This window comes from Gordonia zhaorongruii (assembly GCF_007559005.1).
Taxonomy (GTDB): Bacteria; Actinomycetota; Actinomycetes; order Mycobacteriales; family Mycobacteriaceae; genus Gordonia; species Gordonia zhaorongruii.
The window spans coordinates 605358-629922 of the sequence record NZ_CP041763.1; the positions used below are offsets into that span (position 1 = coordinate 605358).

The 24565-nt window shown below is 68.3% G+C and carries 20 protein-coding genes; 11 read left to right on the forward strand and 9 right to left on the reverse strand.

Annotation, left to right across the window (positions count from 1 at the left end; genetic code table 11):
• Window positions 1-22 precede the first annotated feature (22 nt).
• On the forward strand, window positions 23-727 hold the full coding sequence (gene pdxH / locus FO044_RS02735) for a pyridoxamine 5'-phosphate oxidase (protein ID WP_132993137.1): 705 nt from the start codon (window positions 23-25) through the stop codon (window positions 725-727).
• Window positions 728-729: 2 nt separating this feature from the next.
• Window positions 730-2016 (forward strand): MFS transporter, encoded by a 1287-nt coding sequence (locus FO044_RS02740; RefSeq protein WP_132993445.1) that lies wholly within the window; start codon window positions 730-732, stop codon window positions 2014-2016.
• 136 nt (window positions 2017-2152) lie between these two features.
• Here FO044_RS02740 and FO044_RS02745 read toward each other — a convergent pair whose 3' ends face one another.
• Together FO044_RS02745 and FO044_RS02750 are read right to left on the reverse strand one after the other, a co-directional pair.
• Window positions 2153-3034: a 5-oxoprolinase subunit C family protein gene (locus FO044_RS02745; RefSeq protein WP_132993138.1), complete on the reverse strand. Its 882-nt coding sequence runs from the start codon at window positions 3032-3034 to the stop codon at window positions 2153-2155.
• Window positions 3031-3717, reverse strand: coding sequence for a 5-oxoprolinase subunit B family protein (locus FO044_RS02750; protein ID WP_132993139.1), 687 nt, complete (start codon window positions 3715-3717; stop codon window positions 3031-3033). Before FO044_RS02750 ends, FO044_RS02745 begins: the two co-directional genes overlap by 4 nt.
• Window positions 3718-3886: 169 nt before the next feature.
• Between FO044_RS02750 and FO044_RS02755 the strand changes: the two genes are divergently transcribed.
• The 3 genes from FO044_RS02755 to FO044_RS02765 all read left to right on the forward strand — a co-directional run bounded on the left by FO044_RS02755 (window position 3887) and on the right by FO044_RS02765 (window position 6491).
• Entirely contained in the window at window positions 3887-5197 is a 1311-nt protein-coding gene (locus FO044_RS02755) for a citrate synthase (RefSeq protein ID WP_132993140.1), read from the forward strand.
• Window positions 5197-5556, forward strand: coding sequence for an FKBP-type peptidyl-prolyl cis-trans isomerase (locus FO044_RS02760; protein WP_132993141.1), 360 nt, complete (start codon window positions 5197-5199; stop codon window positions 5554-5556). The genes FO044_RS02755 and FO044_RS02760 overlap by 1 nt, the downstream gene beginning before the upstream one ends.
• A gap of 203 nt (window positions 5557-5759) precedes the next feature.
• Window positions 5760-6491: an enoyl-CoA hydratase gene (locus FO044_RS02765; protein WP_132993142.1), complete on the forward strand. Its 732-nt coding sequence runs from the start codon at window positions 5760-5762 to the stop codon at window positions 6489-6491.
• Window positions 6492-6504: 13 nt separating this feature from the next.
• Here FO044_RS02765 and FO044_RS02770 read toward each other — a convergent pair whose 3' ends face one another.
• Both FO044_RS02770 and FO044_RS02775 read right to left on the reverse strand, forming a co-directional pair.
• Window positions 6505-7818, reverse strand: a complete 1314-nt coding sequence (locus FO044_RS02770) for a D-arabinono-1,4-lactone oxidase (RefSeq protein WP_132993143.1) — start codon at window positions 7816-7818, stop codon at window positions 6505-6507.
• Window positions 7815-9056 carry an alanine racemase gene (locus FO044_RS02775; protein ID WP_132993144.1) on the reverse strand — a complete coding sequence of 414 codons (1242 nt, stop codon included), beginning with the start codon at window positions 9054-9056 and terminating at the stop codon, window positions 7815-7817. Before FO044_RS02775 ends, FO044_RS02770 begins: the two co-directional genes overlap by 4 nt.
• A gap of 127 nt (window positions 9057-9183) precedes the next feature.
• Between FO044_RS02775 and FO044_RS02780 the strand changes: the two genes are divergently transcribed.
• From FO044_RS02780 to FO044_RS02790, 3 genes are read left to right on the forward strand one after another with little or no spacing between them, the layout of a single operon-like run.
• Complete coding sequence (locus FO044_RS02780) at window positions 9184-10281, forward strand: MBL fold metallo-hydrolase (protein ID WP_235831418.1); 1098 nt, start codon at window positions 9184-9186, stop codon at window positions 10279-10281.
• Window positions 10278-12758: an HAD-IC family P-type ATPase gene (locus FO044_RS02785; RefSeq protein ID WP_132993145.1), complete on the forward strand. Its 2481-nt coding sequence runs from the start codon at window positions 10278-10280 to the stop codon at window positions 12756-12758. The genes FO044_RS02780 and FO044_RS02785 overlap by 4 nt, the downstream gene beginning before the upstream one ends.
• 22 nt (window positions 12759-12780) lie before the next feature.
• On the forward strand, window positions 12781-13008 hold the full coding sequence (locus FO044_RS02790) for an antitoxin (protein ID WP_132993146.1): 228 nt from the start codon (window positions 12781-12783) through the stop codon (window positions 13006-13008).
• 3 nt (window positions 13009-13011) lie between these two features.
• Here the strand turns inward: FO044_RS02790 and FO044_RS02795 are convergent, their stop codons facing one another.
• Complete coding sequence (locus tag FO044_RS02795; protein ID WP_132993147.1) at window positions 13012-13611, reverse strand: DNA-3-methyladenine glycosylase; 600 nt, start codon at window positions 13609-13611, stop codon at window positions 13012-13014.
• Here FO044_RS02795 and FO044_RS02800 point away from each other — a divergent pair.
• From FO044_RS02800 to FO044_RS02810, 3 genes are all read left to right on the forward strand, one after another.
• Window positions 13589-14026 carry a type II toxin-antitoxin system Rv0910 family toxin gene (locus FO044_RS02800; protein WP_132993148.1) on the forward strand — a complete coding sequence of 146 codons (438 nt, stop codon included), beginning with the start codon at window positions 13589-13591 and terminating at the stop codon, window positions 14024-14026. The two genes, FO044_RS02795 and FO044_RS02800, sit on opposite strands and share 23 nt — an antisense overlap.
• Window positions 14027-14149: 123 nt before the next feature.
• Window positions 14150-14446: an acyl carrier protein gene (locus FO044_RS02805; protein WP_132993149.1), complete on the forward strand. Its 297-nt coding sequence runs from the start codon at window positions 14150-14152 to the stop codon at window positions 14444-14446.
• Window positions 14443-15735, forward strand: coding sequence for a wax ester/triacylglycerol synthase domain-containing protein (locus FO044_RS02810; protein WP_132993150.1), 1293 nt, complete (start codon window positions 14443-14445; stop codon window positions 15733-15735). Before FO044_RS02805 ends, FO044_RS02810 begins: the two co-directional genes overlap by 4 nt.
• Window positions 15736-15763: 28 nt before the next feature.
• Here the strand turns inward: FO044_RS02810 and FO044_RS02815 are convergent, their stop codons facing one another.
• The 4 genes from FO044_RS02815 to FO044_RS02830 are packed head-to-tail and all read right to left on the reverse strand — an operon-like array spanning window position 15764 to window position 24529.
• Window positions 15764-17227 (reverse strand): condensation domain-containing protein, encoded by a 1464-nt coding sequence (locus FO044_RS02815; RefSeq protein ID WP_132993151.1) that lies wholly within the window; start codon window positions 17225-17227, stop codon window positions 15764-15766.
• Window positions 17224-19578, reverse strand: a complete 2355-nt coding sequence (locus FO044_RS02820; RefSeq protein WP_132993152.1) for a penicillin acylase family protein — start codon at window positions 19576-19578, stop codon at window positions 17224-17226. Before FO044_RS02820 ends, FO044_RS02815 begins: the two co-directional genes overlap by 4 nt.
• Entirely contained in the window at window positions 19571-20998 is a 1428-nt protein-coding gene (locus tag FO044_RS02825) for a condensation domain-containing protein (protein ID WP_235831419.1), read from the reverse strand. Before FO044_RS02825 ends, FO044_RS02820 begins: the two co-directional genes overlap by 8 nt.
• A 6-nt stretch (window positions 20999-21004) precedes the next feature.
• Window positions 21005-24529, reverse strand: coding sequence for a non-ribosomal peptide synthetase (locus FO044_RS02830; protein ID WP_132993153.1), 3525 nt, complete (start codon window positions 24527-24529; stop codon window positions 21005-21007).
• Window positions 24530-24565 lie beyond the last annotated feature (36 nt).

Genomic DNA, 24565 nt, shown 5'->3' on the forward strand with positions numbered 1-24565 from the left:
GCGAGTGCGCAGAGGTTCTACGATGCAATCCGTGAGCGACCCGATGGATCTGACCCGTATGCGCGTCGGGTACGGCGCCGCGGACGCGACCGGCGCCGACGGCGTCGCCGCCGACCTCGACGTCTCCTGGCTGACCGGCGATCCGCTGTGGCGCGGGCTGTTCGACCGATGGCTGGTGGATGCGCTGGCATTCCGGGTGACCGAACCGAACGCGATGATCGTCGGCACTGTCGACGCCGACGGACGGCCCGCCACCCGGACCGTGCTGTGCAAGGGCGTCACCGATGCGGGATTCGTCTTCTTCACCGGTTACGACTCCGACAAGGGGCGTGCACTCGCGGCCAATCCGTACGCATCGGCGACGTTCCCGTGGATTGCGATGGAACGCCAGATCACGGTGCGCGGTCCCGTGGTGAAGGTCGATCCGGCGGAGACCGAGGCCTACTGGAAGTCGCGTCCGCGCGGCTCCCAGCTGTCCGCGAACGCGTCGGCGCAATCGCGGCCCATCGAATCGCGTGCGGCACTCGAGGCGGCGGCGGAGCGCGTCGCGCAGCAGCACGGCGGCATCGAGGGAACCGATCCCGTACCGGTGCCTCCTCGGTGGGGCGGCTACCGGATCGAGCCGGACTCCGTCGAGTTCTGGCAGGGGCGCGCCGACCGGCTGCACAACCGGGTTCGCGTGGTCCGCGGTGCGGCCGGGTGGCATGCGGAGAGACTGCAGCCCTGACCGTGGCGCGCATCCTCGCAGACACCAGACCACTCGCCAACCAGTACTTCCGCCGACTCTGGTGGGCCAACATCGTCACCGTCATCGGTGCCCAGTTGACGATCGTGGCGGTGCCCGCGCAGATCTACTCGATCACCGGAAGCTCGGCGTACGTGGGACTCACCGGTGTGTTCGGACTCGTTCCGCTCGTCGTCTTCGGATTATGGGGCGGCGCGCTGGCCGACGTCTTCGATCGGCGCCGCATCCTGCTGATCACCACCGTCGGGCTGATCGCGACGAGCGTCGTGTTCTGGGTGCAGGCTGCCGCCGGATGGAACAACGTGTGGCTGCTGCTGGGAGTGTTCGCCGTCCAGCAGGCGTTCTTCGCGGTGAATCAACCGACCCGCACCGCGGTCCTGCCTCGGATCCTGCCCGAGGAGCAACTGCCCGCCGCGAACTCCCTCAACATGACGGTGATGCAGGCTGGCGCGATCGCCGGCCCGCTGGTCGGTGGTGCGCTGATCCCGGTACTCGGTTTCTCGCTGCTCTACCTCGTCGACGCGATCTGCCTGTTCGCCACGTTGTGGGCGGTCGTCGGGCTCCCCGCATTGCGCCCGATCCTTCCCGAAGGACAGCGGCCGCAGACCCCGGGACTGAAGTCGGTGATCGACGGCCTGGCCTACCTGCGTGGGCACCCGGTGCTGTTGATGTCGTTCGTCGTCGACCTGATCGCAATGGTGTTCGGCATGCCCCGTGCGCTCTTCCCGCAGATGGCCCACGAGGACTTCGGCGGGCCGGCTGAAGGCGGCGTGGCGTTCGCGCTCCTGTTCATCGCGATCCCACTGGGCGCGGTCCTGGGCGGCGTGCTGTCCGGGTGGGTGTCGCGGGTTCGGCGGCAGGGTCGGGCCGTCGTCATCTGCATCATCGTGTGGGGTCTGTCGATAACGATGGCGGGCTGCGCGTTGTTCTTCGCAGACGGCGCGGTGCTGCCGATCCTCCCGATCGTGATGGTGGCACTGGTGATCGGCGGAGCGGCCGATATGGCCTCCGCGGCCTTCCGCCAGACGATGCTGCAATCCGCGGCCAGTGACGATGTGCGCGGCAGATTGCAGGGAGTGTTCATCGTGATCGTCGCAGGCGGGCCGCGTATCGCCGACGTCTCGCACGGCGCGACCGCCGCCGTTGCCGGAACCGCGGCCACCGTGGCGGGGGGCGGCATCGCCGTGGTGATCGGCACCGTGATCGCAGCCTTCGCCGTCCCCGCCTTCTGGCGCTACCGGGTGTCGTTGCGCGAGCAGTCCGCCGACTGAGTGGGCGCATCGAGATCGCCGCTGTCCGTGCGGGGGATCTCGATACATGGTCGATGCTCACTGCGTTCGCAGCGTCCTTCCTCGATCGGCGAGAGGGCATTGCGCTCGATCGGCGAGAGGGCGAGGCGGCCGACTCTCAGCCGACGACGAAGCGGACGGAGTCGCCTGCGACGAGTTGGGCAGCGAGGTCCACCGCGGACGGGGTCAGCACGCCGATGACGGGGTAGCCGCCGGTGACCGGATGATCAGCGAGGAACAGAACCGGCTGCCCGCTCGGTGGGACCTGGACTCCGCCGAGCGGGACGCCCTCGGATCGGAGGTCGGGCAGATCGCGGTGCTCGAGCGCCGGGTCCGTGCTGTGCTGCGCCCGGTCCAGCCGGACTCCGATCCGGTTGCTGGCCGGATTCACCCGCCATGATCCCGTCAGGAGGAGATCGGCGTCGACCAGCCGGTCGGACCGAGGGCCCGCGCGGACCGTCAGTTCGACTGCAGGCGTCACGGGCGGTTGCGGCGGCGGGACGACCATCACCGCAGGCCACGCTCCCGACTCATCGCCGACCGGGATCTCGTCGCCGACGCGCAGCGGATCCGGGCCAAGCCCCGACAACGTGTCCGTCGACCGCGAGCCCAGCTCGGGGGAGACGTCGAAACCGCCGCGTACTGCGATGTAATTGCGGCACCCTCGGTGCGGTGCGGTGACCGAGACCGTCTCGCCGTTCCGCAGCGAGACCGCGCAATGGCTGCCGACGTCGTGACCGTCGACACGTACCCGGGTCGCCGGACCGGTCACCGAGACGAGCGCCGTGCCGTGCACGCGGGCCGAGAAGCCTCCCATGGTGATCTCGATGACCGCCGCGCTCGCCTGGTTGCCGACCAGGCGGTTCGCCGCAGTGAGCGCTCCGAGGTCGGCGCCGCCCGAACGGGGCACACCGAGATGAGCGAACCCCGGCCGCCCCAGGTCCTGTGCGGTGGCGAGGGGGCCGACCGATCCGATGGTGAACACGGCGGGCGGCGTCATCGGGAGTCCGTTCCCGCAGCGGTGAACCGGACCAGGTCGCCCGCGGCGAGCAGTGCCGGAGGTTCCGCGTCGGAGTCCCACATGGACAGCGACGTCCGACCGATGAGGTGCCAGCCGCCGGGACTGTCTCGCGGGTAGATCGCGCTGTACCCGGCTGCCACCGCCACCGATCCCGGCGGGACCGCGGTCCGGGACTCGTCCCGTCGGCCGAGTGAAGCGAGTACCGCCACATCGTCGGGATCGGAGGCCGGATGGGGGACCAGATAGCCGAATCCCGGTGCGAAGCCCATGAACTGAACCTGCCAGGTGATCGCCGAGTGCGCAGTGATCAACCGTGCAGGCGAGTGGCCGACGCCCTCCGCAGCCGACGTGAGGTCGGCGCCGTCGTAGGTGACCGGGACGTCGACCGCGGTTCCCGTGAACGTCTCCGCAGGTGGCGTTGCGTGGCCGGCCGACAGTACGTCGTGAACCACCCGCCGGACACCGAGTTCGTTGAGGCCGGCCCCCGGGAGTGCCTCCACCAGAACCGTCTCTGCACCGGCGACGGCATCCGTGATCTCGAGCCTGCCGTCGGCTGCGGCGGCCCGGAGCGCCTTCGCGACCGACGAGGCGATCCGTGCGGGGTCGGTCTCCTGCCCGAAATCGAGGAGGAGCCCGTCGTCGCCTGCAGGTCGCTCGCGCATGTAAACACGCTACCGAGGTGTGAGTAAGCTGAGCGGACGACGAGAAAAGTCGTCGGCTGTCCTGATTTGTCGCTGTGGTGCTGACAAGGGACCCTCAGTAGGCAGCCGGGTCGAAACCCGACTAGGTTGTAACCAACAACTGCTCACCCGCGATAGTTAAGGGGTTTGTGTGTCCGTGGAGAATGGCGCCACCGATCAGCAGACCGGTACTTTCACCTACCCCGGTGGAAAGATCGACCTGCCGATTCTGAAGGCGGCGGAAGGCAGTGACTCGGTCGCACTGGGCTCGTTTCTGTCGACCACCGGAATGACGACGTTCGACGGTGGATTCGTCAACACCGCGTCGACCAAGTCGGCGATCACCTACATCGACGGTGAGCAGGGCATCCTGCGGTACCGCGGTATCCCGATCGACCAGCTGGCCGGGAAGTCGACGTTCATCGAGGTCAGCTACCTGCTGATCTACGGTGAGCTGCCGACCCCGTCGCAGCTGGAGGATTTCAGCACGCGCATCCAGCGGCACACGCTGCTGCACGAGGACCTCAAGCGCTTCTTCGATGGCTTCCCGCGCAATGCGCACCCGATGCCGGTGGTCTCGAGCGCGGTGAACGCCTTGAGCGCGTACTACCAGGACTCGCTGGACCCGAAGGACCCGGAGCAGGTCGAACTCGCGACCATCCGGCTCCTCGCCAAGCTGCCGACCATCGCGGCGTACGCGTACAAGAAGTCGCAGGGGCAGCCCTTCCTGTACCCGGACAACTCCTACAGCCTCGTCGAGAACTTCCTGCGCATGACGTTCGGGTTCCCGGCCGAGCCGTACGAGGTGAACCCCGAGGTGGCCAAGGCTCTCGACATGCTGTTCATCCTGCACGCCGATCACGAGCAGAACTGCTCGACGTCGACGGTGCGTCTCGTCGGGTCGTCGCAGGCCAACCTGTTCACGTCCATCTCGGGCGGCATCAACGCACTGTGGGGTCCGCTGCACGGCGGGGCCAACCAGGCGGTGCTGGAGATGCTCGAGGACATCCGCGCTTCCGGCGGCGACACCAAGGCCTTCATGGACAAGGTGAAGAACAAGGAAGACGGCGTGAAGCTCATGGGCTTCGGTCACCGCGTCTACAAGAACTACGATCCGCGTGCCGCGATCGTCAAGGAGACCGCCGACCAGATCCTCGCGTCGCTTGGTGTGGAGGACGAGCTCCTCGACATCGCGAAGGGTCTGGAGGAGGTCGCGCTCAGCGATGATTACTTCATCGAGCGCAAGCTGTACCCGAACGTCGACTTCTACACCGGCGTCATCTACCGCGCGATGGGCTTCCCGACGCGCATGTTCACCGTGCTGTTCGCCTTGGGCCGGCTCCCCGGCTGGATCGCCCACTGGCGTGAGATGCACAATGACCCGACCACCAAGATCGGCCGCCCGCGCCAGCTGTACACCGGTTACACCGAGCGCGACTACGTGGCGATGGGAGATCGTTAATGTCTGACAAGCCCGAAGTCGAGTTCCCGGAGGGTCCGGCCCCCACCGAACTCCAGATCGCCGACATCGTCGTGGGCGACGGTGACGAAGCACAGCGCGGCGGAATGGTCGATGTTCACTACGTGGGCGTCGAATTCGAGACCGGCGAGGAGTTCGACTCGTCGTGGGACCGCGGCCAGTCCGCGAACTTCCCGCTCGAGGCGCTCATCCCGGGCTGGCAGGAAGGCATCCCCGGCATGAAGGTCGGCGGACGTCGTCGCCTCATCGTGCCGCCGGAGCTGGCCTATGGACCCGAGGGCGCCGGGCACCGGCTGTCGGGCAAGACCTTGATCTTCGTGATCGATCTCCTCGGCGTCTAGCCTCTCGCACCTGACGAGACGTCCGGAATCACCGTTGGTGGTTCCGGACGTTTCGTATTCTGCGCCCCACCTCTCGCATCACCGACGCGTATGCGCGCCCGTCTCGGGCCGCTTCAGCGGTTCCTGCCGATCCACGTGCTGGTAATGCGAGATTCCGCGGGTGAGGTCGAGCAAGCGTTCACCCGCCTGGGTATTCTGCCTGCATGATTGTGAGTACCCAGTCCGGACCCGTGACCACCATCGAGCTGGCCCGCGAGGCGAAACGGAACGCTCTCGACGAGGACATGCTGATCGATCTCGGTTCGGCGTTCACCGAGGCGGTGGACAGCGGGGCGCGCGTCATCGTTCTGACCGGGCGCGGCACCGTGTTCAGCGCCGGCGCCGACCTGTCCGGCCCGATCTACGATCCGACGTTCCCGGAGAAGCTGGTGGCGCTCATCGCGAAGATCGAGTCGACGCCGGTACCGGTCGTCGCGGCCCTCAACGGTGCCGCACTGGGCGCGGGCCTGCAGTTGGCGATGGCCGCGGACCTGCGGGTGATGGCTCCGGATGCGATCGCCGGCATCCCGGCCGCGAAGATCGGTGTCGCCGTGGACGAATGGACCATTCGCCGGTTGGTCTCCCTGGTCGGTTCGGGGCAGGCGCGCGGCATGTTCATCGGGTGCGACCCGCTGTCCGCCGATCGCGCTCACGATCTGGGTTTCGCCAACCGCATCGGCGATCTCGCCGACGCTCAGCACTGGGCGGCCACCATCGCCGGGTTCGCACCCCTCACCCTGCGTCACTACAAGATGGTCCTCAACGGCGACGGTGCCCGCGACGAGGCTCCCACCGAGAGGCATGAGGCGATGCTCGCCGCGTGGCTCAGCGACGACGTGAAAGAGGCGCGCCGTGCCCGCGAGGAGAAGCGCGCTCCGGTGTTCCAGGGCAAGTAGGGCAGCGACTCACTCAGTCGCCCAGCACCGTGCGCAGATAGGCGTTACCGAACGTGCGCTGCGGGTCGAATCGGTCGCGGACGGTCGCGAAATCGTCGAAGCGCGGGTAAACGCCGCGTAGGTAGTCGGCGTCGCGGGTGTGCATCTTCCCCCAGTGAGGTCGGCCGGCGTGGTCGGTCATGATGTCCTCGACGTCGCGGAAGTAGTCGAGGGAAGCCCGTTCGGCGTCGCGATGAAAACGGTGCACGGCGAGGTAACCGGTTCGCCGACCGTGCGCTGTGGACAGCATCAGGTCGTCCGCCGCGGCGGCGCGCACCTCGATCGGGAAGCTCACGGTATGACCGCGGCGCTCGATCATTCTCCGGACTTCACGCAATGCGTCGGGGACTGCCTCCAGGGGTATCGCGTACTCCATCTCCCGGAAGCGGACACCGCGATCGGATACGAAGATCCGGTCCGACCGGTCGGTGTACGTCCGGGCCGACACGGCTCGTCCGACGACCTGGTTGATCGCCGGAACTCGCTGGGGCAGAAATGAACCGAGTGTGCACAGTGCGCCGAGCGCACGGTTGGAGAGCAACTCGTCGTCGATGTACCGGCGCACCGGGCCGGGGCCGTCGGACGGCGTGCCCGCAGGCAGCCGGGTGTTGGTCTTGGTGAGGGCCCGAGCGGTGTGCGGAAACCAGTAGAACTCGTGGTGATCGACAGTCGCGACCTGGTCGAGGAAGCCGTCGATGACGTCCTCGATGTCGGCGGGGCCCTCCTCTGCGCGGACTGCGAACGCATCGACGCACTGCACGGTGATCTCGGTGACCACGCCGAGAGCACCCAGTCCGAGCGCGGCGGCCGCCAGGTCGTGGTCGTCCTCGTCGATCTTCCGGATCCCGCCGGTGCCGTCGACCAGCGTGATCCCGCGGATCTGCGTCGCGAGTCCGCCGAACCGTCCGCCGGTGCCGTGCGTGCCGGTGGAGGTGGCGCCGGCGATGGTCTGACGATCGATGTCGCCGAGGTTCTCCATGGCCAGACCGAGCGGTTCCAGCAACGCGGGGATCTCGTGGAGGTGCGTGCCTGCGGACAGCGTGACGCGCTTGCGTTCGCGGTCGACGGTCGGCGTTCGGTGCAGTGCGGACAGATCGACGTGAATGCCGGTCGTCGTCGCGATGTTCGAGAAGCTGTGGCCCGATCCGACGGGTTTCACGTTCTCGCCGCGGTCGGCCGCATTCTGCACGGCGAGCGAGAGCTCGTCGACGGTCTCGGGCCGGAACACCTGCGACGGTGTGCAGGAGGCCGTGCCGCCCCAATTGGTCCAGGTGGCCGGTGTGCTCACAGGAAGCTCTTCCCTTCGCCGCGGTAGGTGGGGACGACGTCCACGACCTCGGCGCCGCCGCGCCCGTCGCGTGCTATCAGGGCGACACGGTTCGACCGCTCGCACACCTCGCCGGATTTGGTGTGGCGGAACCAGACTCGGTCACCGATCGACAGGTCGGCGGTCGCCGCGCCGGACAGCGGAGTCTGCACCTCGCCCGCTGACTCGGTCCCGACGTACTCGAGCCCCTCGGGCCAGACGGGCTTCGGCAGACGATCATCGCCGGGCGGGCCGGACGCGATCCATCCGCCGCCGCCGCATGTCACGATGTCGGCATCGGGACGGCGCAGGACGTCCAATCCGAAGGCGAGCGCGGGGGCCGGACGGAAATGCCGGTAGTTGTCGAAGAGGTGCCCGCCGAAGAATCCGCTGCCTGCGGCGATATCGGTGATCGACGAGTCCTTGGCGGTCTCCTCGATCGAGCCGGTGCCGCCGCCGTTGACGAACTCCAGGTCGGCGATCTCGCGGATCGCGGCGATGGCCTCGCCCCGGCGGTGACGCAGTTCGGTCATCGATACGGCTTGCATCGCGGACACCGCGGTGTTCATGGCGAGCTTGCCGTCGACGCCGTTGCCGACGCCCGCTACCTGGGCCTCGTACGACATGGCGCCGACCAGAGCGAACCCATCGCGGTCGGCGATTGTCCGGGCGAGGGAGACGGCCTGTTCGGTGGAGTGGATCGGTGAGCGTCGCACGCCGAGATGGAGTCGGCCGCCGAGGACGCGCAGCGACGCGTCGAAGTCGATGGCGACCCGGATCGTCGGCCGCCGGCCTGCCGGGAGAATCGAGTCGACCAGGTCGAGTTGGGCTGGATCGTCGACGAGAAGCGTGACCCGTGAACAGGCGGTCTCATCGCCGAGGAGTGCGGCGAGCGCTTCGCGCCGAGCGGTCGGGTAACCGAGTAGAACGTCCTCGACCCCGGATTCGATTGCGAGCCAGTGCGCTTCGGCGACGTCGTAGGCGAGGACTCCGGCGAACCCGTCGCGGCCGAGGATCGTCTCGATGGCGGATCGCACGCGCAGCGACTTGGAGGCGACACGGATCGGCACTCCGGTGGCACGTCGTCGTAGGTCCGCGATGTTGTGCTCCAGTGCGGTGAGGTCGAGTGCCAGCACGGGGGAGTCCAGGTGCGCACGGCGCACCGCATCGTCGATGGCGGCCCAGTCGGGCCGGATGCCGTCGGCGGGCTGTCGTGACATCTCGGTTCCCCCTGATCAAAGTGGATCATTCGATCAACTAACGCGACTCCAGTATGACACACGTCTCATCTGAGAGTAACGACCTGGTGAGCGGATGATTTCCGGAGTGCGATTACCCTGGTCAAGCGTGACTGTCATCCCACGCATGCGCGCATTGCGCGAACCCGGACCGCTGCGCGCGATGGGGGCGTCCGCTGCGGAGATCGCGGCTGTGACGCACGGCTCGCCGAACCTCGTCAACGGGGTGTTCGCCAACCGGGAACGGCCGCCCGAGGCGGGCGGACCGGACGTCGGAACGTTCGTCGACATGCTGCGGAGTTCGGGGAGCCCGAAGGGCACGCTGCCGGTGATGAGCCCGCACCTGAGTCCGGAACCGGACGGCATGTCCGTCAGCTGGCTCGGGCACGCCACCGCGATCGTCGACGTCGACGGCGTACGGATCCTCGTCGACCCGGTGCTGAGCGCACGCTGCTCGCCGTCGCAACTCGTCGGACCCAAGCGGATGCACCGTGCACCGGTGTCGGCTCCGAACCTGCCCGCCATCGACGTGGTGCTGCTGAGCCATGACCATTACGACCATCTGGACGTCGAGACGGTGACTGCGATCGCCGCGACGCAGCCCGACGCCCGATTCGTCGCGCCGATCGGCGTCGACGCGCACCTGGAGCACTGGGGCGTCGCGAAGGGGCGGATCACCACCGCGGATTGGCAGCAGAGTCGAACCGTCACCGTTCGCGGCGTGGAGGTGACGTTCGGCTGCGTACCGGCACGGCACTTCTCCGGCCGCGGCCTCACGCGGAACAACACCCTGTGGGCGAGCTGGTCGGTGACCGGACCCGGTCACTCGTTCTTCTTCTCCGGCGACACCGGGTTCACCGACGCCTACCGGGAGGTCGGGGACCGGCACGGCCCGTTCGACGCGACCCTCATCGCCATCGGCGCCTACGATCCGGCGTGGCCCGACATCCACCTGAACCCGGAGGAGGCGGTGGCCGTTCATTCGCTGGTCAACGGCGGCGACACGGAATCACTGCTGGTGCCGATCCACTGGGGCACGTTCAATCTCGCGCGGCACCCCTGGGGCGATCCTGTTCGGCGGCTGATGCCCGCGGCGGAGGCGGCGAGCGTCGACGTGTGCGTGCCGCGGCCCGGGTCGACCGTTCAGGTGGACGACCGGACCGGCACCGCATTCGACGACCTCGACTGGTGGGGACGGCACGTATGACGACCGTGGAGCGGGTCCCGGGGCTCACCGCAGCTGAGGTCGCCGAGCGGGTGGCCGCCGGCGAGACGAATGCGATTCCGGCCAAGTCGGGCCGCAGCGTCGCCGACATCGTCAAGGCGAACATCTTCACTCGCATCAACGCGATCCTCGGCGTCCTGTTCGCGATCGTCGCGTTCACCGGCTCGTTCATCAACGGTCTGTTCGGTCTGCTGATCATCGCGAACAGCGGCATCGGCATCATCCAGGAGATACGGGCCAAACGCACGCTCGACCGGCTGGCGATCGTCGGACAGACGCGACCCGTCGTGCGGCGCGCGGGTATCGCACAGGACATCGCGCCCGATGAGGTGGTGCGCGGCGACATCATCGAACTCGGTCCGGGCGATCAGATCGTGGTGGATGGCGAAGCGGTCGAGTCGCAGGCCCTCGACATCGACGAGTCGCTGCTCACCGGTGAGGCGGACGCCGTCGACAAGCCGGTGGGTGCCGTGATCATGTCGGGCAGCTTCGTGGTCTCCGGATCGGGCGCCTACCGGGCGACGAAGGTGGGTCCCGACTCGTACGCGGCGCAGCTGGCGGCAGAGGCCAGCAAGTTCACCCTCGTGGCGTCCGAGTTGCGTTCGGGCATCGATCGGATTCTGAAGGTGATCACCTGGCTGCTGGTCCCGGCAGGCGTCCTCACCATCGTCAATCAGCTGTTCATCAGCCAGAACGACCTGAAGACGGCGCTGCTCGGCATGGTCGCAGCCCTGGTCCCGATGGTCCCGGAGGGGTTGGTGCTGATGACTTCGATCGCTTTCGCGGTCGGTGTCGTGCGACTGGGCCGACGTCAATGCCTGGTGAACGAGTTACCGGCGATCGAGGGGCTGGCCCGCGTCGACGTGGTGTGCACCGACAAGACCGGCACACTCACCGAGAACGGCATGCGGCTGTCCGAGGTTCGAGTGCTGGCTGAGAGCACGCACGGCCATGACGTGAAGGGCGGCGACCCGTACGACAGCGGCCCCCACGACAGCGGCCCGTACGACGATGAGCTGCACCGCGCCCTCGCAGCACTGGCCGCTCACGATCCCCGGCCCAATGCGAGCATCGCGGCGCTCGGCGAAGCGTATCCGCAGGCGCCGAACTGGTCTACGTCGGCGATCCTGCCGTTCTCGTCGGCCGATAAGTTCAGCGGGATGTCGTTCGTCGATGAGACGGGTGCCGATCGCGGCAACTGGCTCATCGGCGCACCCGACGTGCTGCTCGATCCGAACAGCGAGATCGCGCGCTTCGCATCCGATCTGGGTTCCACCGGGATGCGCATACTGCTCGTCGCCACCTGCCGCGCGCCGGTCGACACCGAACCGCCGACGGGAGCCGCACTGCCGGGTCCGATCGTGCCGACCGGACTGATCGTCCTGGAGCAGCGCGTGCGCCCGGACGCCAGGGACACCCTCGGCTACTTCGATTCGCAGCATGTCGCGGTCAAGGTGATCTCGGGCGACAACGCGCTGTCGGTAGGTGCGGTCGCCGCCTCTCTCGGGCTCGGCACGCCGGAGTCGGCGGTCGATGCGCGCCGTCTCCCGGAGAGCGGTGCGGAACTGGCCCGAGTGGTCGACGGCGCTGACGCTTTCGGCCGCGTCCGTCCCGATCAGAAGCGCGCGATGGTCGCGTCGCTCCAAGGGGAGGGGCACACGGTCGCGATGACCGGCGACGGTGTGAACGATGTGCTCGCCCTGAAGGACGCGGACATCGGCGTCGCCATGGGAGCCGGCTCGTCGGCGGCCCGGTCGGTGGCGCAGATCGTGTTGCTGGACAACAAGTTCGCGACTCTCCCGTATGTGGTCGGGGAGGGTCGCCGGGTGATCGGCAACATCGAGCGTGTTTCGAACCTGTTCTTGACGAAGACCGTGTACGCGGTGCTTCTCGCCGTGCTCGTCGGTGTGGCGGGTCTGCTGGCGAAGGCCTTCGGCTGGGCGCCCATCAGCTATCCGTTCGAACCGATCCACGTGACGATCTCGGGGTGGTTCACCATCGGCGTTCCCGCGTTCGTGTTGTCCCTCGCGCCGAATAACGAGCGCGCGAGATCGGGTTTCGTTCGCCGTGTCCTCACTCAGGCGGTACCCAACGGAGTCATCGTCGGCCTGTCGGCCTTCGTCTGCTTCATGCTCGTGAACCGGGACATCGCGGCCGCCGGGCCGACGCAGGTGGCCACGGCGACGCTTGCCACCATGATCGCGATCGCCGTGTACGTGCTTGCGGTGGTCGCACGGCCGTACACCTGGTGGAAAGTAGTTCTCGTGGGGATCTCGGTGCTCGCCTACGTGCTGCTCTTCACGGTTCCGTTCAGCCAGCACACGTTTCACCTGGATTCCTCGAACGCCGCGATGATGAGCGTCGCCGGGGCGTGCGCGCTGGTCGGTTGCGCGGCCGTAGAGGTGAGCAGCCGGGTGCTGCAGAGGGGCGATGATCGCCGGACGGCTGCGTCCGGTTGACTCGGGGCGGTATGATGCCCGCATGGATTTCAAGGGAATTATCGACAAGGCCAAGGGCGCAGTCAAGAAGAACCCGAATCTGATCGACAAGGGCGGCGACGCCGTCAACAAGGCGACGGGCAACAAGTACTCGGCGCAGGTCGACAAGGCGCAGGGCGCGGCTCGCAAGGCAGCCGGAGTCCAGGATCAGCAGGGCGGCGGCCAGCAGGGTGGCGGCCAGCCTCCGCAGGGTGGTCAGCCCGGTCAGTAGCGGTCAGGCCTTCGAGTGTCGGCGGTACGCCGACACCGAGGGTTCACCGTCGACCCAGTAGCGCCATGGCCGGTCTGCGGCCAGACGCACACCGACACGCGGCCCGGCGAGTATCTCGCCGGGCCGTTTCGTGTCTGCAGACGGTCCGAGATGCACGCCTTCGGGGGAGGTCAGGTCGGTTGCGAGGTCCGCCTTGGTGATGCCGAGGGCCTTCGCGAGATTGCCCGGACCACGTCCGAGGAGCTCGTCGGCCACGTCGCCGCGTGCGGTTCGCCGCCGGTCGCGTGCCGATTCGAGGCCGTCGACGATGAGTCCCGCGCGGATCAGCACAGCCGATCCCTGGCCCTCCGGGCTGGTGACGATATTCGCGCAGTGGTGTCCGTGCATCTGATAGACGTACAGCCGCAGTGCCGGGCCGTACATGATCTCCGACCGGGGCGTCCGTGTGTAGGCGTGCGACGCGGGATCGTTGGGGCCGTCGTATGCCTCGACTTCGGTGATCAGTGCGGATACGCCGTGCCCGACCAGAATGCGATTCAGGAGTGAACGCGCGGCCCGGCAGACGCTAGGCTCTGTGACCATGGCCAAGACAAGTGACTCCATTCATGTCGAACTCTCGCCCGAGGATACCTTCGCGGCGGCTGCAGACCTGTCTCGTTACGACGAGTGGCTGGTCCTTCACGACGGTTGGCGCAGCAGGCTCCCCGGTGCCGACGAACTCCGCGCGGGAACCAAGGTGTCGTCGGTCATCACTGTGAAGGGGGCTCGGGTCCGATTCGCATGGGAGGTCGAGAAGTTCCGTGCCCCAAGCGAAGTCGCGTTGAAGGGTAGCGGAAAGGGTGGTGTGAAGGCGAAGCTCGACCTGACCGTCGAGCCCGACGGCGACGGCTCGAAGATAACCTTCCTCATCGACCTCGGCGGCCTGCCGATGATCGGTCCAGCCGGCAAAGCCGCCGCGGCAGCGGTAAAGGGCGACGTGCACAGGTCGCTGGAGAAGTTCGTCGAGATCTTCGGCTGACCGGTCGCGAGCCGTGAGTCGTGCCCGCCCTGCGGCGTGAGAATTGGTTAGGCTCACCTTTGTTATGATGGGTCACCGGTGTGCCGATACAGCGCACTTCACGCCGTCGCGAAGGAGCATCGAATGGCCGACCGGGTTCAGGAAACCCTCACGAGCATCCTCGACGAGGATCTGGACCTCTCGCCAGGAGACATCAGCGCGTCGTCGTCGCTCGTGGACGACCTCGGAATGGATTCGGTGGCGTTCGCCATCGGCGTCGTCGCCATCGAGGAACGACTCGGGGTGCGACTCTCCGAACGGGAGATCTACGAGAGCGCCACGGTCGGCGACCTCCAGGACGCGATCCGCGCCAAGCTGGACGGTCTCGATTCGGACAGGGCCGAACCGAACGGGGCCGAACTGAACAGGGCCGGGCGGTGAGCGCCGCAGTCGGGGCGGGAGCCGGGCCGACAGTCACCGACTTCGGGCCGTCCGATCACACCTACCTCCACAGCGACGCTCCCGGCGTACCCGCGCATTGGGCGATGCTGCTCGATCTGGCCGACGAGGGGCCGGCGCTGACCCTGGATGCGCTTCGTGAACGGGTCGGCGAGCGCGTGGGGTGGTTCGACCTGTTCCGTGTGGGCGTCCGCGGCGGTTTCGCGCGTGAGCCCGAGATCGTTCTGGCAGACGACGTCGTGATCGCGGATCACGTCACCGAATCGCTATTCGCCGACGACGCCGGTCTGCGCCGGCTCATCGAGTCGCAGCTCGAGGAGCCGCTTCCTCAGCCCCAGCCGTACTGGCACATCACGCTGTTGACCTCGACGCGGACCAGCAGGCAGTCGATCCTGCTGAAAGTGCACCACAGCCTTTCCGACGGTATCGCCGGCGCTGCGTTCGCGGGCCTGCTGGCAGATGTCGGCGCTGACGGTCCCCGCGAGTTCGACCGGTTCGCGACGAGCCCGCGATTCCGAGTCGGCACCGTCGACCCGGAACTCCTGGCGGCGAGTCGCACAGCCTTCGAGCGTCAGTGGGCCGCGGGCGACGAGGGGCGGTCATGGCCGGCGCTGACCGGCTCGGGGCGGCGCGAGACAGCGCTGTACTCCGCGTCGACGCGCGAACTGCGGCGCGCCGCCCGACATCACGGGGCATCGGTCCACGAGTTCCTCATAGCGGCCATCGGACGGGCGGTGAGCGTCGCTCCGCCGGTCACCGACGAACCTCAGGCGCAGAACATCCGCGTGACTCTGCCGGTGACATTGGACCCGTCGTTCCGTCACACGGGTAACGCCGTCGGTCTCTCGCTGCTCAACCTTCCGGGAGACTCCGCCGACCTGGATGTCCAGATCGAGCGGGCGCGCGCCGAGTTGGCGATCACCGAGACCGAGCGCCTGGAACTCGCGCTGGCCCCCGTGGACGACGCTCCGCCGATGCCGTGGGCAGACCAGCGCGCCCTCGTCGCCGAATCGATGAAGAGGATGAGCCCGGACATCCACATCGGCATCAATCCGGGGTTCACCCGCTCCCGTTCGGTGCTGGGGCGGGACTTCGCCGGGATGACGCCCTTCTCGCCGCTGCTGGGGTACTCCTTCTCGATCACCGGACTCATCCTGGGCAGCCGGACGTCGCTCGGCGTGGTCGCCGACCGGTCCGCGCTGCCCGGCTACCCGGGGACCTTCGTGGATGCGCTGTCCGCGGTGATCGCGGAGGCCGCGCCGGTCGGTTGATCGTCCGCGGCGGCTGATACCTACCTGATCAGTCCGACCCGAGTACCTCGCCGAGCACAGCGTCGGCCGACTGCGGCAGCCTGGCGATCAGGTCGATGGCGGTCCGCGCCGCCCGGTCGGCGAACGCCTCGTCGAGGATGTCGGTGCGGTACTCGACGTCGAGGCGGAGATCGTCGTTCTCGCTGAACTCGAACGCGAGTGACAGCGGATAGTGCACGACATCCTTGGTGATCGTCTCGCAGGTGACGTGCGCGCCCTCGGGCACAGCGATCCCGCGCAGCGGGGCGTTCTTCACCAGCGTCATGATCTCGGCGACCGGGAACCGTCCGCCGTCGGTGCGCAGTGCGGTGAGGATGGTCCCGTAGTCGATGGCCGAGTGCTCCATCGCGCCGTACACCGCCGCAACCCCGCTTCGCAGCGCGTCGCCGGTCCGGTCGCGGCGGTCGAACGTGAACCGCATGGGGATGATGTTGCCGGTGTAGCCGACCCGATCGGTGGTCTCTCCGGGGGCCCGGTTGTCGGCGGGAACCAGCATGACGAAGTCGTCGGACCCGCTCATTGCACTGACGGTGAGTGCGGAGATCACGATGAACAGTGCGTTCGGGGTGGCTCCGACCTCGCGTGCGAAGGCGACCGAACGCTTCACGTGAGCGTCGGGGACCGGCAGGCTGAGGCAGCGGCCGGGACCTTCGCCCATCACCGAGAACCAGCTGTCCTCCGCGCTGGACGCAGGCAGCTGTCCGGACAGCGGGTAGCGGATGCCCTCGGCTGCCCAGGTGCGCTGCGCGTGCCGCACCGCCGCGTCCGCGTGGGCGCCGGTCCGGGTTGACGGGTCGACGGCGGCGCCGGTCGGCAGCACGACCGCGCTCCGGGCATCGCCCGATACGAGGGCGCCGATCACCGGCGGGAGGATCGTCTCGTCGCCCGCCATGTGGTGCAGCACCAGAATCATCGAGACACCCGTGTGGTGCCGCAGTACCCGGACCCGGCAGGGCGGTTCCTCGGTGAGCCGGAACGGCGCCGCCGCGAGGGTCTGCGCCGCCTGGGCGACAGCGTCCCCGGCAGATCGGCCCCGAGCCTCATCGGCGCCGTCCGTGGGGATCTCGCCCCACTCCCAGACCTCGCCCGGGACCGCCCACCGGCCGTTCCGTTCGATGGCCCGTCGGCGTGGCACACCGTCGACGACCTCGATGATCGAGCCGATGACCTGGGAGGAGGCGATCAGCCGCTCGGTCGCGGCGACCACGTCCTCGATCGAGTACGGGGCGCCGAACTCCAGATGGACGGCGAAGTTGTGCGAGTCGGACTCGGGATCGATCTCGTAGATCTTCCACATCCGGCGCTCGGCGATGCCGAGCGCACCGTCCGCGGTTTGCGGCTGCGGCGCCGACTCGTCGGCGCTGGACCCGGCCTCCGTACCGGCAGTGTCGATTCCGGCGGCTGCGAGTCGGCGACGCATCGCCTCCTGCTGTGCATCGGTCAGGACGTTCACGGATTCTCCTGCGTTCGGACGGCCCCGGGCGTCGAGGCAGTGTGTGCGGACGGGGTTCGTGCGGCGTGATCGCTGCGCAGCGCCGTCCAGTCGCTGACGACGTCGACGAGTTCGCCGCGGGACCAGGCGAAGGTCTGGTCCTGGAAGTGCTTTGACCGAGGGTCGCCACTGGCGCCCATCGGCACGATCCATCTGCTTCGGTCGCGGTCGCTCATGTCCCACACGTAGCGCGCCACGGAACCGAAGCGGCACACGTGGGAGACACCGACGACGCTGGAGTTGGCGAACACGCACTCGGCGTCGCCGCCGAGACGGACCGGATGGGGACGGACCTGCTCGGACAATTCCGAATACTTCGGTGTGACCCCCGCGAAGTCCATGCCATGGAACGGCACGAGGACGTGAACGTCACCCCAGGCCGGAACGACCGGCACCGCATCGGTCTCGGTGGCCAGCGACTCGAGTACGGCGGTCGCCGACCGTTCCACGTCCAGACCGATCCCTGGGGCTCCGGCGATGATGGACTCCAGCGCCGCGGCGACCCTGATCGGCACGGAGAAGAACGGCGTGATCCACATCGGGTAGCCGTGCGGGGCGGTCAGGCCCGACAGCGCCGGATCGGCGGAGATCGTGCTGACTAATCGGCTGCGGAACTCCGCGAACAGATACGCCTCCTGACTGGCGGCGTGCATGCCGCCGTCCCATGTGAGCAGTCGATCTCGCAGTGCGCGTCCGCGTTCACTCACGTCGGTCAGGGAAGCGATCAGGTCGGTGATGACGGCGGCCGGCGCATTGGCGACGTCGCGATGGATCGTCTCGCATCCGTCCACCGAGCCTGCGGCCGGATCCGAGAGGAGCCGATCGATCCGTTCGGCACGGGCAGGCGGCGCGCATTCGGTGGTGGTGGGCTGCATCGGCGAGCAGTCGGGGATGCGCTGGTTCGCGATCACGGCGTGCGAGGTCACTGCGGCGTCGAAACCGTCGTCGAGTACCGATGGAGTCTCGTACCCACGCCAGCGGTGCCGCTCGTCCCAGCCGGGCACCGGCAGCCAGTAGTTCTCCGCCGCCCTGACCGGGAACCGGCCCACCGTGTGCCGAGTGAGACGGCCCGCGGTGTCCGCGATGACGATCCGGTTGGCGGGCTCCACCCAGTCGGCGAACGCACGCTCCACGTCGTCGACGGATCGCGCGAAGATCAGGTCGGTCACCGCGTCGAAGGTCGAGGAGGAGTCGGTGAGCATCGGCGTCCGGAGGCTCACCGACCAGGCGTCGTCCGGTCCGCCGAAGACCACTGACCCGTTCGGCGTCTCGATGATCTCGACCTGGACGGACTCTCCGCCGCGCACGTCGATGCGCTCGGTGCGCGAGGGCACCGGCGATGCTCCCTCGGGAGTCATGGCGACAACGTCGTCGTCGCTGCGACTGAGCTTCTCGATGAAGACGTCCTGGTAGTCGGCCATCGCGTTGGTGATCCCCCAGGCAACCGACTTCGCGTGCGCGAAGTGCGGCATGCCCGGAACACCGGCGAAAGCGAAGCCCACGACGTCGAACTCGGGTGATGCGAGGTGGATCTGCTGGTATACCCCGGGGGTCTCGATGAACCGGTGCGGATCGCCTGCGATCAGCGGTGCGCCGGTCTCGGTCGCCGATGCCGCGATTCCCCAGGCGTTGCTTCCCGAGATGGCGTCGCCGAGCGGCGGCACCGCAGGATCGGCACGAGGCACCGGGCCTGATGTCGGATCCACCGGACAGTGCGCGGTCAGGTCGGCGATGAACTGCGCGTCGGGTCGGTCGGGCACCTGATCGCCGGGGTGCACGGGGCCCTCGCAGTCGAAGAGGTCCAGGGCGGCCGGGCCGAGTGAGCGGCAGGCGTTCAGGCGCCACAGCTTGGTGGCGAAGCGGCCGAACATGAGGTGCGCCGCGAGGAAGACCGCGATCGGCGTCCACGGATCCCACGCCGTCGGACGATGGTCGAATGCGTCGAGCTCGACCGCATGCGCCTCGGCGTGCGATCGAGTGATCCCGTCGGAGTAGGCGCGGAGCAGGAGCCGCGTCCGTGCGGACGACGCATCGTGGACGCGGCGCGCGACCCGATCGATCTGGGCCCGTCGAACGAACTCGTCCCACTCGACTCCGTCGGCGCCGAAGATGGTGGCCGTCCGGCCTTCCGCCCGCAGGCGCAGGAACTCGATCTGCCAGGCGCGGTCGATGCCGGTGGCGTAACCCTGGCCGAACAGAGCGCCCGCCGCGGAGCCGGACCGGATGTGCGGGATCGCGTGGGCGTCTCGGATGAGCTCGAAGTCGTAGGCAGGGGAGTGCTCGGCGCGGGGATGGCCGTCGCCGTCATTCACCGGAGTCCTCCGCAGTCAGCAGATCCGCGAGCGGCAGGCGTGCCGTGGCGGCGGCGAGGATGTCGTCGAGATGATCGTGGAGGCGCTCGATGGCGCTGTCGGCGAAGAGCGCGACCCGATAAGAGATCTGCACGTCTGTCCGGTCCGGATGCATGAAGGCCTCCACAGTCAGCGGCAATGCGAGCCGTCCCTTGTCAGCGAGCTTCCAGGTCATGGTGGTTCCGGGGAGGTGGATGCCGTCGACCTTCTGGTCGAGGAACAGGACGAGGGAATCGAACGGCTGCGCCGCGTCGTCGGCGGTGGCCTTGCGGGCGATGTCGGTGATGTGCGTGAACGGGAATGCGCGATGCGCGAAGGCTGCGTCGGTCACCGTCCGGGTGTGCTCGACGAGATCGGCGAAACGGGGACCTGCGCCGCGGATGCGCAGCGGGATCGAGTTGCTGAAATTGCCGATCAGGTCCTGGGTCCCGGTCTCCTCGCGGTTGGCGACTGCAGTCCCGATGAGGACATCCGATCGTCCGGTGAGACGACGCAGAGCGAGGTAGTAGGCCGTGAGGAACACGGTGAACGGCGGTGTCCGCAGTTCCGAACTCAGGCTCCGCAAAGCGGAGTCGGCGGCGGCGCTCATCACCCGGTCGTGCCGTGTGCTCGTCTCGGGCGCGGCATCGAGGCGGTGGTCGTACGGCAGGTTGGCCGTGTCCACGACGCCGGCGAACTGATCCTCCCAGAAACGCGTGTCGGCGGTGTGGTCGGCGGCCGCGAAGCGATCCTGCTCCCACTCGGCGAAATCGGCCACCTGCCGCGGCGGTGGATCGACTGCGATGTCGGGGCCGGTGAGCGCCGCGTCGTAGAACCGCGCCACGTCGCGGGCCATCACCGGCAGGGTCATCCCGTCCCAGAGAATGTGCTGCATCGCGACGACCATCGCCAAGCGCGGCGCACCCGCCGCATTGGACGGCAGGTCGACGAGACTCACCCGCACCGACGACTCGGCCGCCAGATCGAACGGCTCGGTCGCGGCCTTCGAGATGAGCTCGTGCAGGCGGCACTCCGGGGCGGAAGCCGGCCGCAGATCGACGGACGCGACCGGCAGCGGGAACTCCTCGTGGATCCGTTGGAACGGCTCACCGTCGGCGTCGGCGTGATACGTCGTCCGCAGGATCTCGTGGCGGCGGACGACGGCGAACAGCGCCCGGCGCAGTGCTTCTCGGTCGACGGGGCCCGTGTACGTGAAGGCGAGGCAGATGTTGTTCGCGGTGCTCTCGGGAACACGCCGCTGGTGCGACCACACCAGCCGCTGGCTGAACGACAGGGGAGCGCGGTCGGGCGCCCGCCGCGCGGGCACGGCGGGCACGTCCGAGATTCCGGCGTCGGCCAGTCGGCCCTGCATCGCGCGATGCAGCTCATCGAGTGCTGACACGGTGATTCAGTCCCTCCCTCTCGGGGCGGTCGTTGCGAGTTCCGGTGCGGAGACACCGGCCACGTCGAGAAGGATCTCGGCGACCTGCGTGAGCCTGCCGGGCACCTGCTCGCGTTCGGCGAGCACCGAGGCGAAGCCGCGGACCGTCCTCCCCGCGAAGACGTCGGTGATCCCGATTCGCTCGACGGCCAGCAGACCGCGGACATTGGCGACGAACGTGGTGGCCAGGATCGAGTTGGCACCAGCATCGAAGAAGTCTGTGGTGACACCGAGCCGGTCCACCTCCAGCACCTGTTCGGCGATGTAGGCGACCGCGGCTTCGACGACGCTCTCCGGCGCGACGTACTCGCCCTGGGGTGCTCCGGTCAGCGCCCGTTCCAGCGTCTCGTGAATCGACGCCCGATCCACCTTCCCGTTGGCGGTGAGCGGAACCTCGTCAACGAGGCGGACCACCTCGGGGACCATGTACTCCGGCAGTCGGTCGCGGAGGCCGGTCGTCACCGATGGCGAATCGGATGCCGCCCCGTCCGATGCTGCCGTCACGGCGAGTCCGAGTCGGCCGGCGAACACAGCGGCGACGGCCTCTCCGATCCCGGGAAGCGCCCTGGCCGCCGCCTCGACCTCGCCGAGCTCCACGCGATACCCACGGATCTTCACCTGGTGGTCGGCTCGTCCGAGGAAGTCGATCGTCCCGTCCGGCAGGTAGCGTGCCAGATCGCCGGTTCGGTACCAGCGCACATCGTTCGCGATCACGAACCGGTCGGCGGTGCGCTCCGGGTCATCGCGGTAGCCGTCGGCCACACCGGCCCCGCCGATCCACAGTTCGCCGGTCACCCAGTCGGGGGTGTCCTCCAGTCGGTCGTTGACCACGCGGCAGTGCACGCCCGCCATCGGCCTGCCGTACGGAACGGCCGTCCAGTCGGCCGGGAAATCGTCGGTGACCTCGTAGACGGTGGAATGGATCGCGGTCTCGGTGGTACCGCCGAGACCGGCGAACCGCAGACCGGGCACGGCGGCCCGGGCACGCCTGCCGAGATCGGCGGCTACCCGGTCGCCACCGGTGATCACGGTGCGCAGTGTGCGGAGCTGTGAGGCGCCGGCGCTGTCGAGGAGCATGCCGATGAGTCCGGGAGCCGCGTTCACCACGGACACGCGGTGCGCCGTGATCCGGTCGGCCCAGGCCTGCGCGTCGCGGGTGTGCTCTCCGTCGATGCAGACGAGCGCACCGCCCAGCGAGAGCGGACTGAAGATGTCGAAGACCGAGAGGTCGAACTCCAACGCCGATAGGCCGAGCGTCCGGTCGTCGGAGCCCAGACCGAACTCGTCGGTGATCGCGTCGACGGTATTGGCCGCGGCGCGATGGCTGACCTGGACGCCCTTCGGTTCACCGGTCGACCCCGAGGTGAACAGGACGTAGGCCAGGTCATCGGGGTCGCCGACGATGGGACGATCGATCGGCGACGCGGTCACGGCGTCGTCGAACACCACGGGAGTCGCCAGGGCCGGAAGCTCGGACGTCTCCTGCGAGATCACCGCGCCGACCTGTCCGCGCGTGAGGATCCGGTCCCGACGCGCGCTCGGCTGCTCGGAGCCGACCGGCAGGTACACAGCGCCGGCCGCGAGTGCGCCCAGGACCGCGATCACCTGGCGGTGACCCTTGGGCAGGATGATCGCGACCGTGTCGCCCGGAGCGATGCCCGCGGTCTGCAGCGCCCCGGCCACCGAGCGCGCCTGCGCGGCGACGGCCGCATAGGTCAGCTCGCGGCCGTCCGCAGTCACCAGCGCGGTGCGCTCGGGAGAGCGTGCCGCGCGGTCGAAGAACGCGCCGTGCAGCGTGCGCGGCACGATCGTGGACGGCGCGGCGGCGGCGCGGTCGCGCACCTCTCGTTGTGCGGCGGGCAGGCCGATCTCGAGTGCTTCGCTCCAGTCGGCGTCCTCGGATACCAACCCGTCGAGGATCGAACGGAATTCGGCGAACATCGTCTCGATCATGCCGTCGGGCAGTGCATCCCGGCGCACGTCCCAGTTCACCAGGAGGCCGCCGTCGAGTTCCACGACCTGTGCGTCGAGGTCGACCTGCGGACCCTGCGACAGGATCCAGACGGGCTCGCCGAACAGGAGTCGAGCACGATCGGACACTAGCTCTCCGAACCCGAGACCCGAGGTGAACACCAGCGACGGGGTGACCGTCGAACCGCGCTGCCTGCTGAGGTCGCGCAGGACGTCGAGGCCCTCGTACGCCGCGTGGCCCGCCGAGTCGTGCAGTTCCCGCTGCAGTCGGCGCGCCCGGTCGATCATCGACTCGACCCGAGTCGCATCGGCATCGATGAGCACCGAGTTCGTGAAGTCACCGACCACCTGATCGATGTCCTCGTGGACCGGTTCGCGGTTGAACAGCGGGACATTGAGGAGGAAGCGCTGATGCGTCGACCAGCGTGCGACGACCTCCGAGAACACGGCGGCGAGCGTGACCGCGGGGGTGAGTCCGTGCGAGTACGCGGCGGAGTAGAGCCGTTCCCTCTCCGGCGCAGCGAGCCGATGGTGGTACCGGACGCTGCGGTCGGGTTCGCGGCGACGCTCCTCGGGGACCGTGGGTAGTGAGGGAGTGTCGGGCAGGGCGGGCACCTTCTGCTCCCACCAGTGACGGGCCACCTCGTACTCGGCCTCGGTCACGTGGTCGTCCTTGCCCGCGAGGTACTCGCGGAAGGTGCAATCGATTCGCGGCAGCGGCGCGTCGGTCTCGTAGGCGATCGCCAGATCGTCCAGTACTCGTCGATAGCTCATGGCGTCGGCGGCGAGCATGTCGACGTCCAGGTGGATCCGGTGTGCCCCATCGGGAAGCAGCGTGAGAACGACCTCGATCACGAGGCCCGCGGCGGTATCCAGCACCTGGTGACTCATGCGGTCCCGGGTCCGTTCCAGCTCCGATTCCACATCCCCGGCGGCGTTCCGCAGATCCACCATGCTGAACACCGAGCGCGGCGGACGCGGAAGGATGCGCTGGGTCCCGGCGTCGTCGAAGGCCGCGCGCAGCATCTCGTGCCGTGTGACGACGCGGTCGACCGCTCGCTCGAGCCGGTCCGCGTCCACACCGCGGCCGTCGAACTCGGCGAACAGGTGCGCGGCGACACCGCCGAGGGCCTGACCGTCCTGGCGGCCGACCCAGTACGCGTGCTGCATCGTGGCGAGACCGAACGACGAGTCGTCGGTCACCTGGTCGTCAGTCACCTGGTCCGTGCTCGCGTCGACATCGGGCTCCGGCACGGGGGCCGGCTCCCGTGCCGGGGGTGCCTGCGTTTCAGGGGCGTCGGAGTCCTCGCCGAGCAGGCGGGCCCACGCCTCGACGGTCGGGTCCTGGGCCAGCTGCGAACTGCGGACCGCGTATCCCCGCTTGCGCCAGGCGCTGGTCAGCTTGATGACAAGCAGTGAGTGCATGCCGTGGCGGACGAGGTCGTCGGCGTCGCCGATGCTCTCGGAAGGGATGTCCAGCAGCGCTGCGACGTCCTCGCGGATCTGGTCTCTCGAAATCACGTCACTCCTACTAACGAAAATGTGCGGGTGCAGATG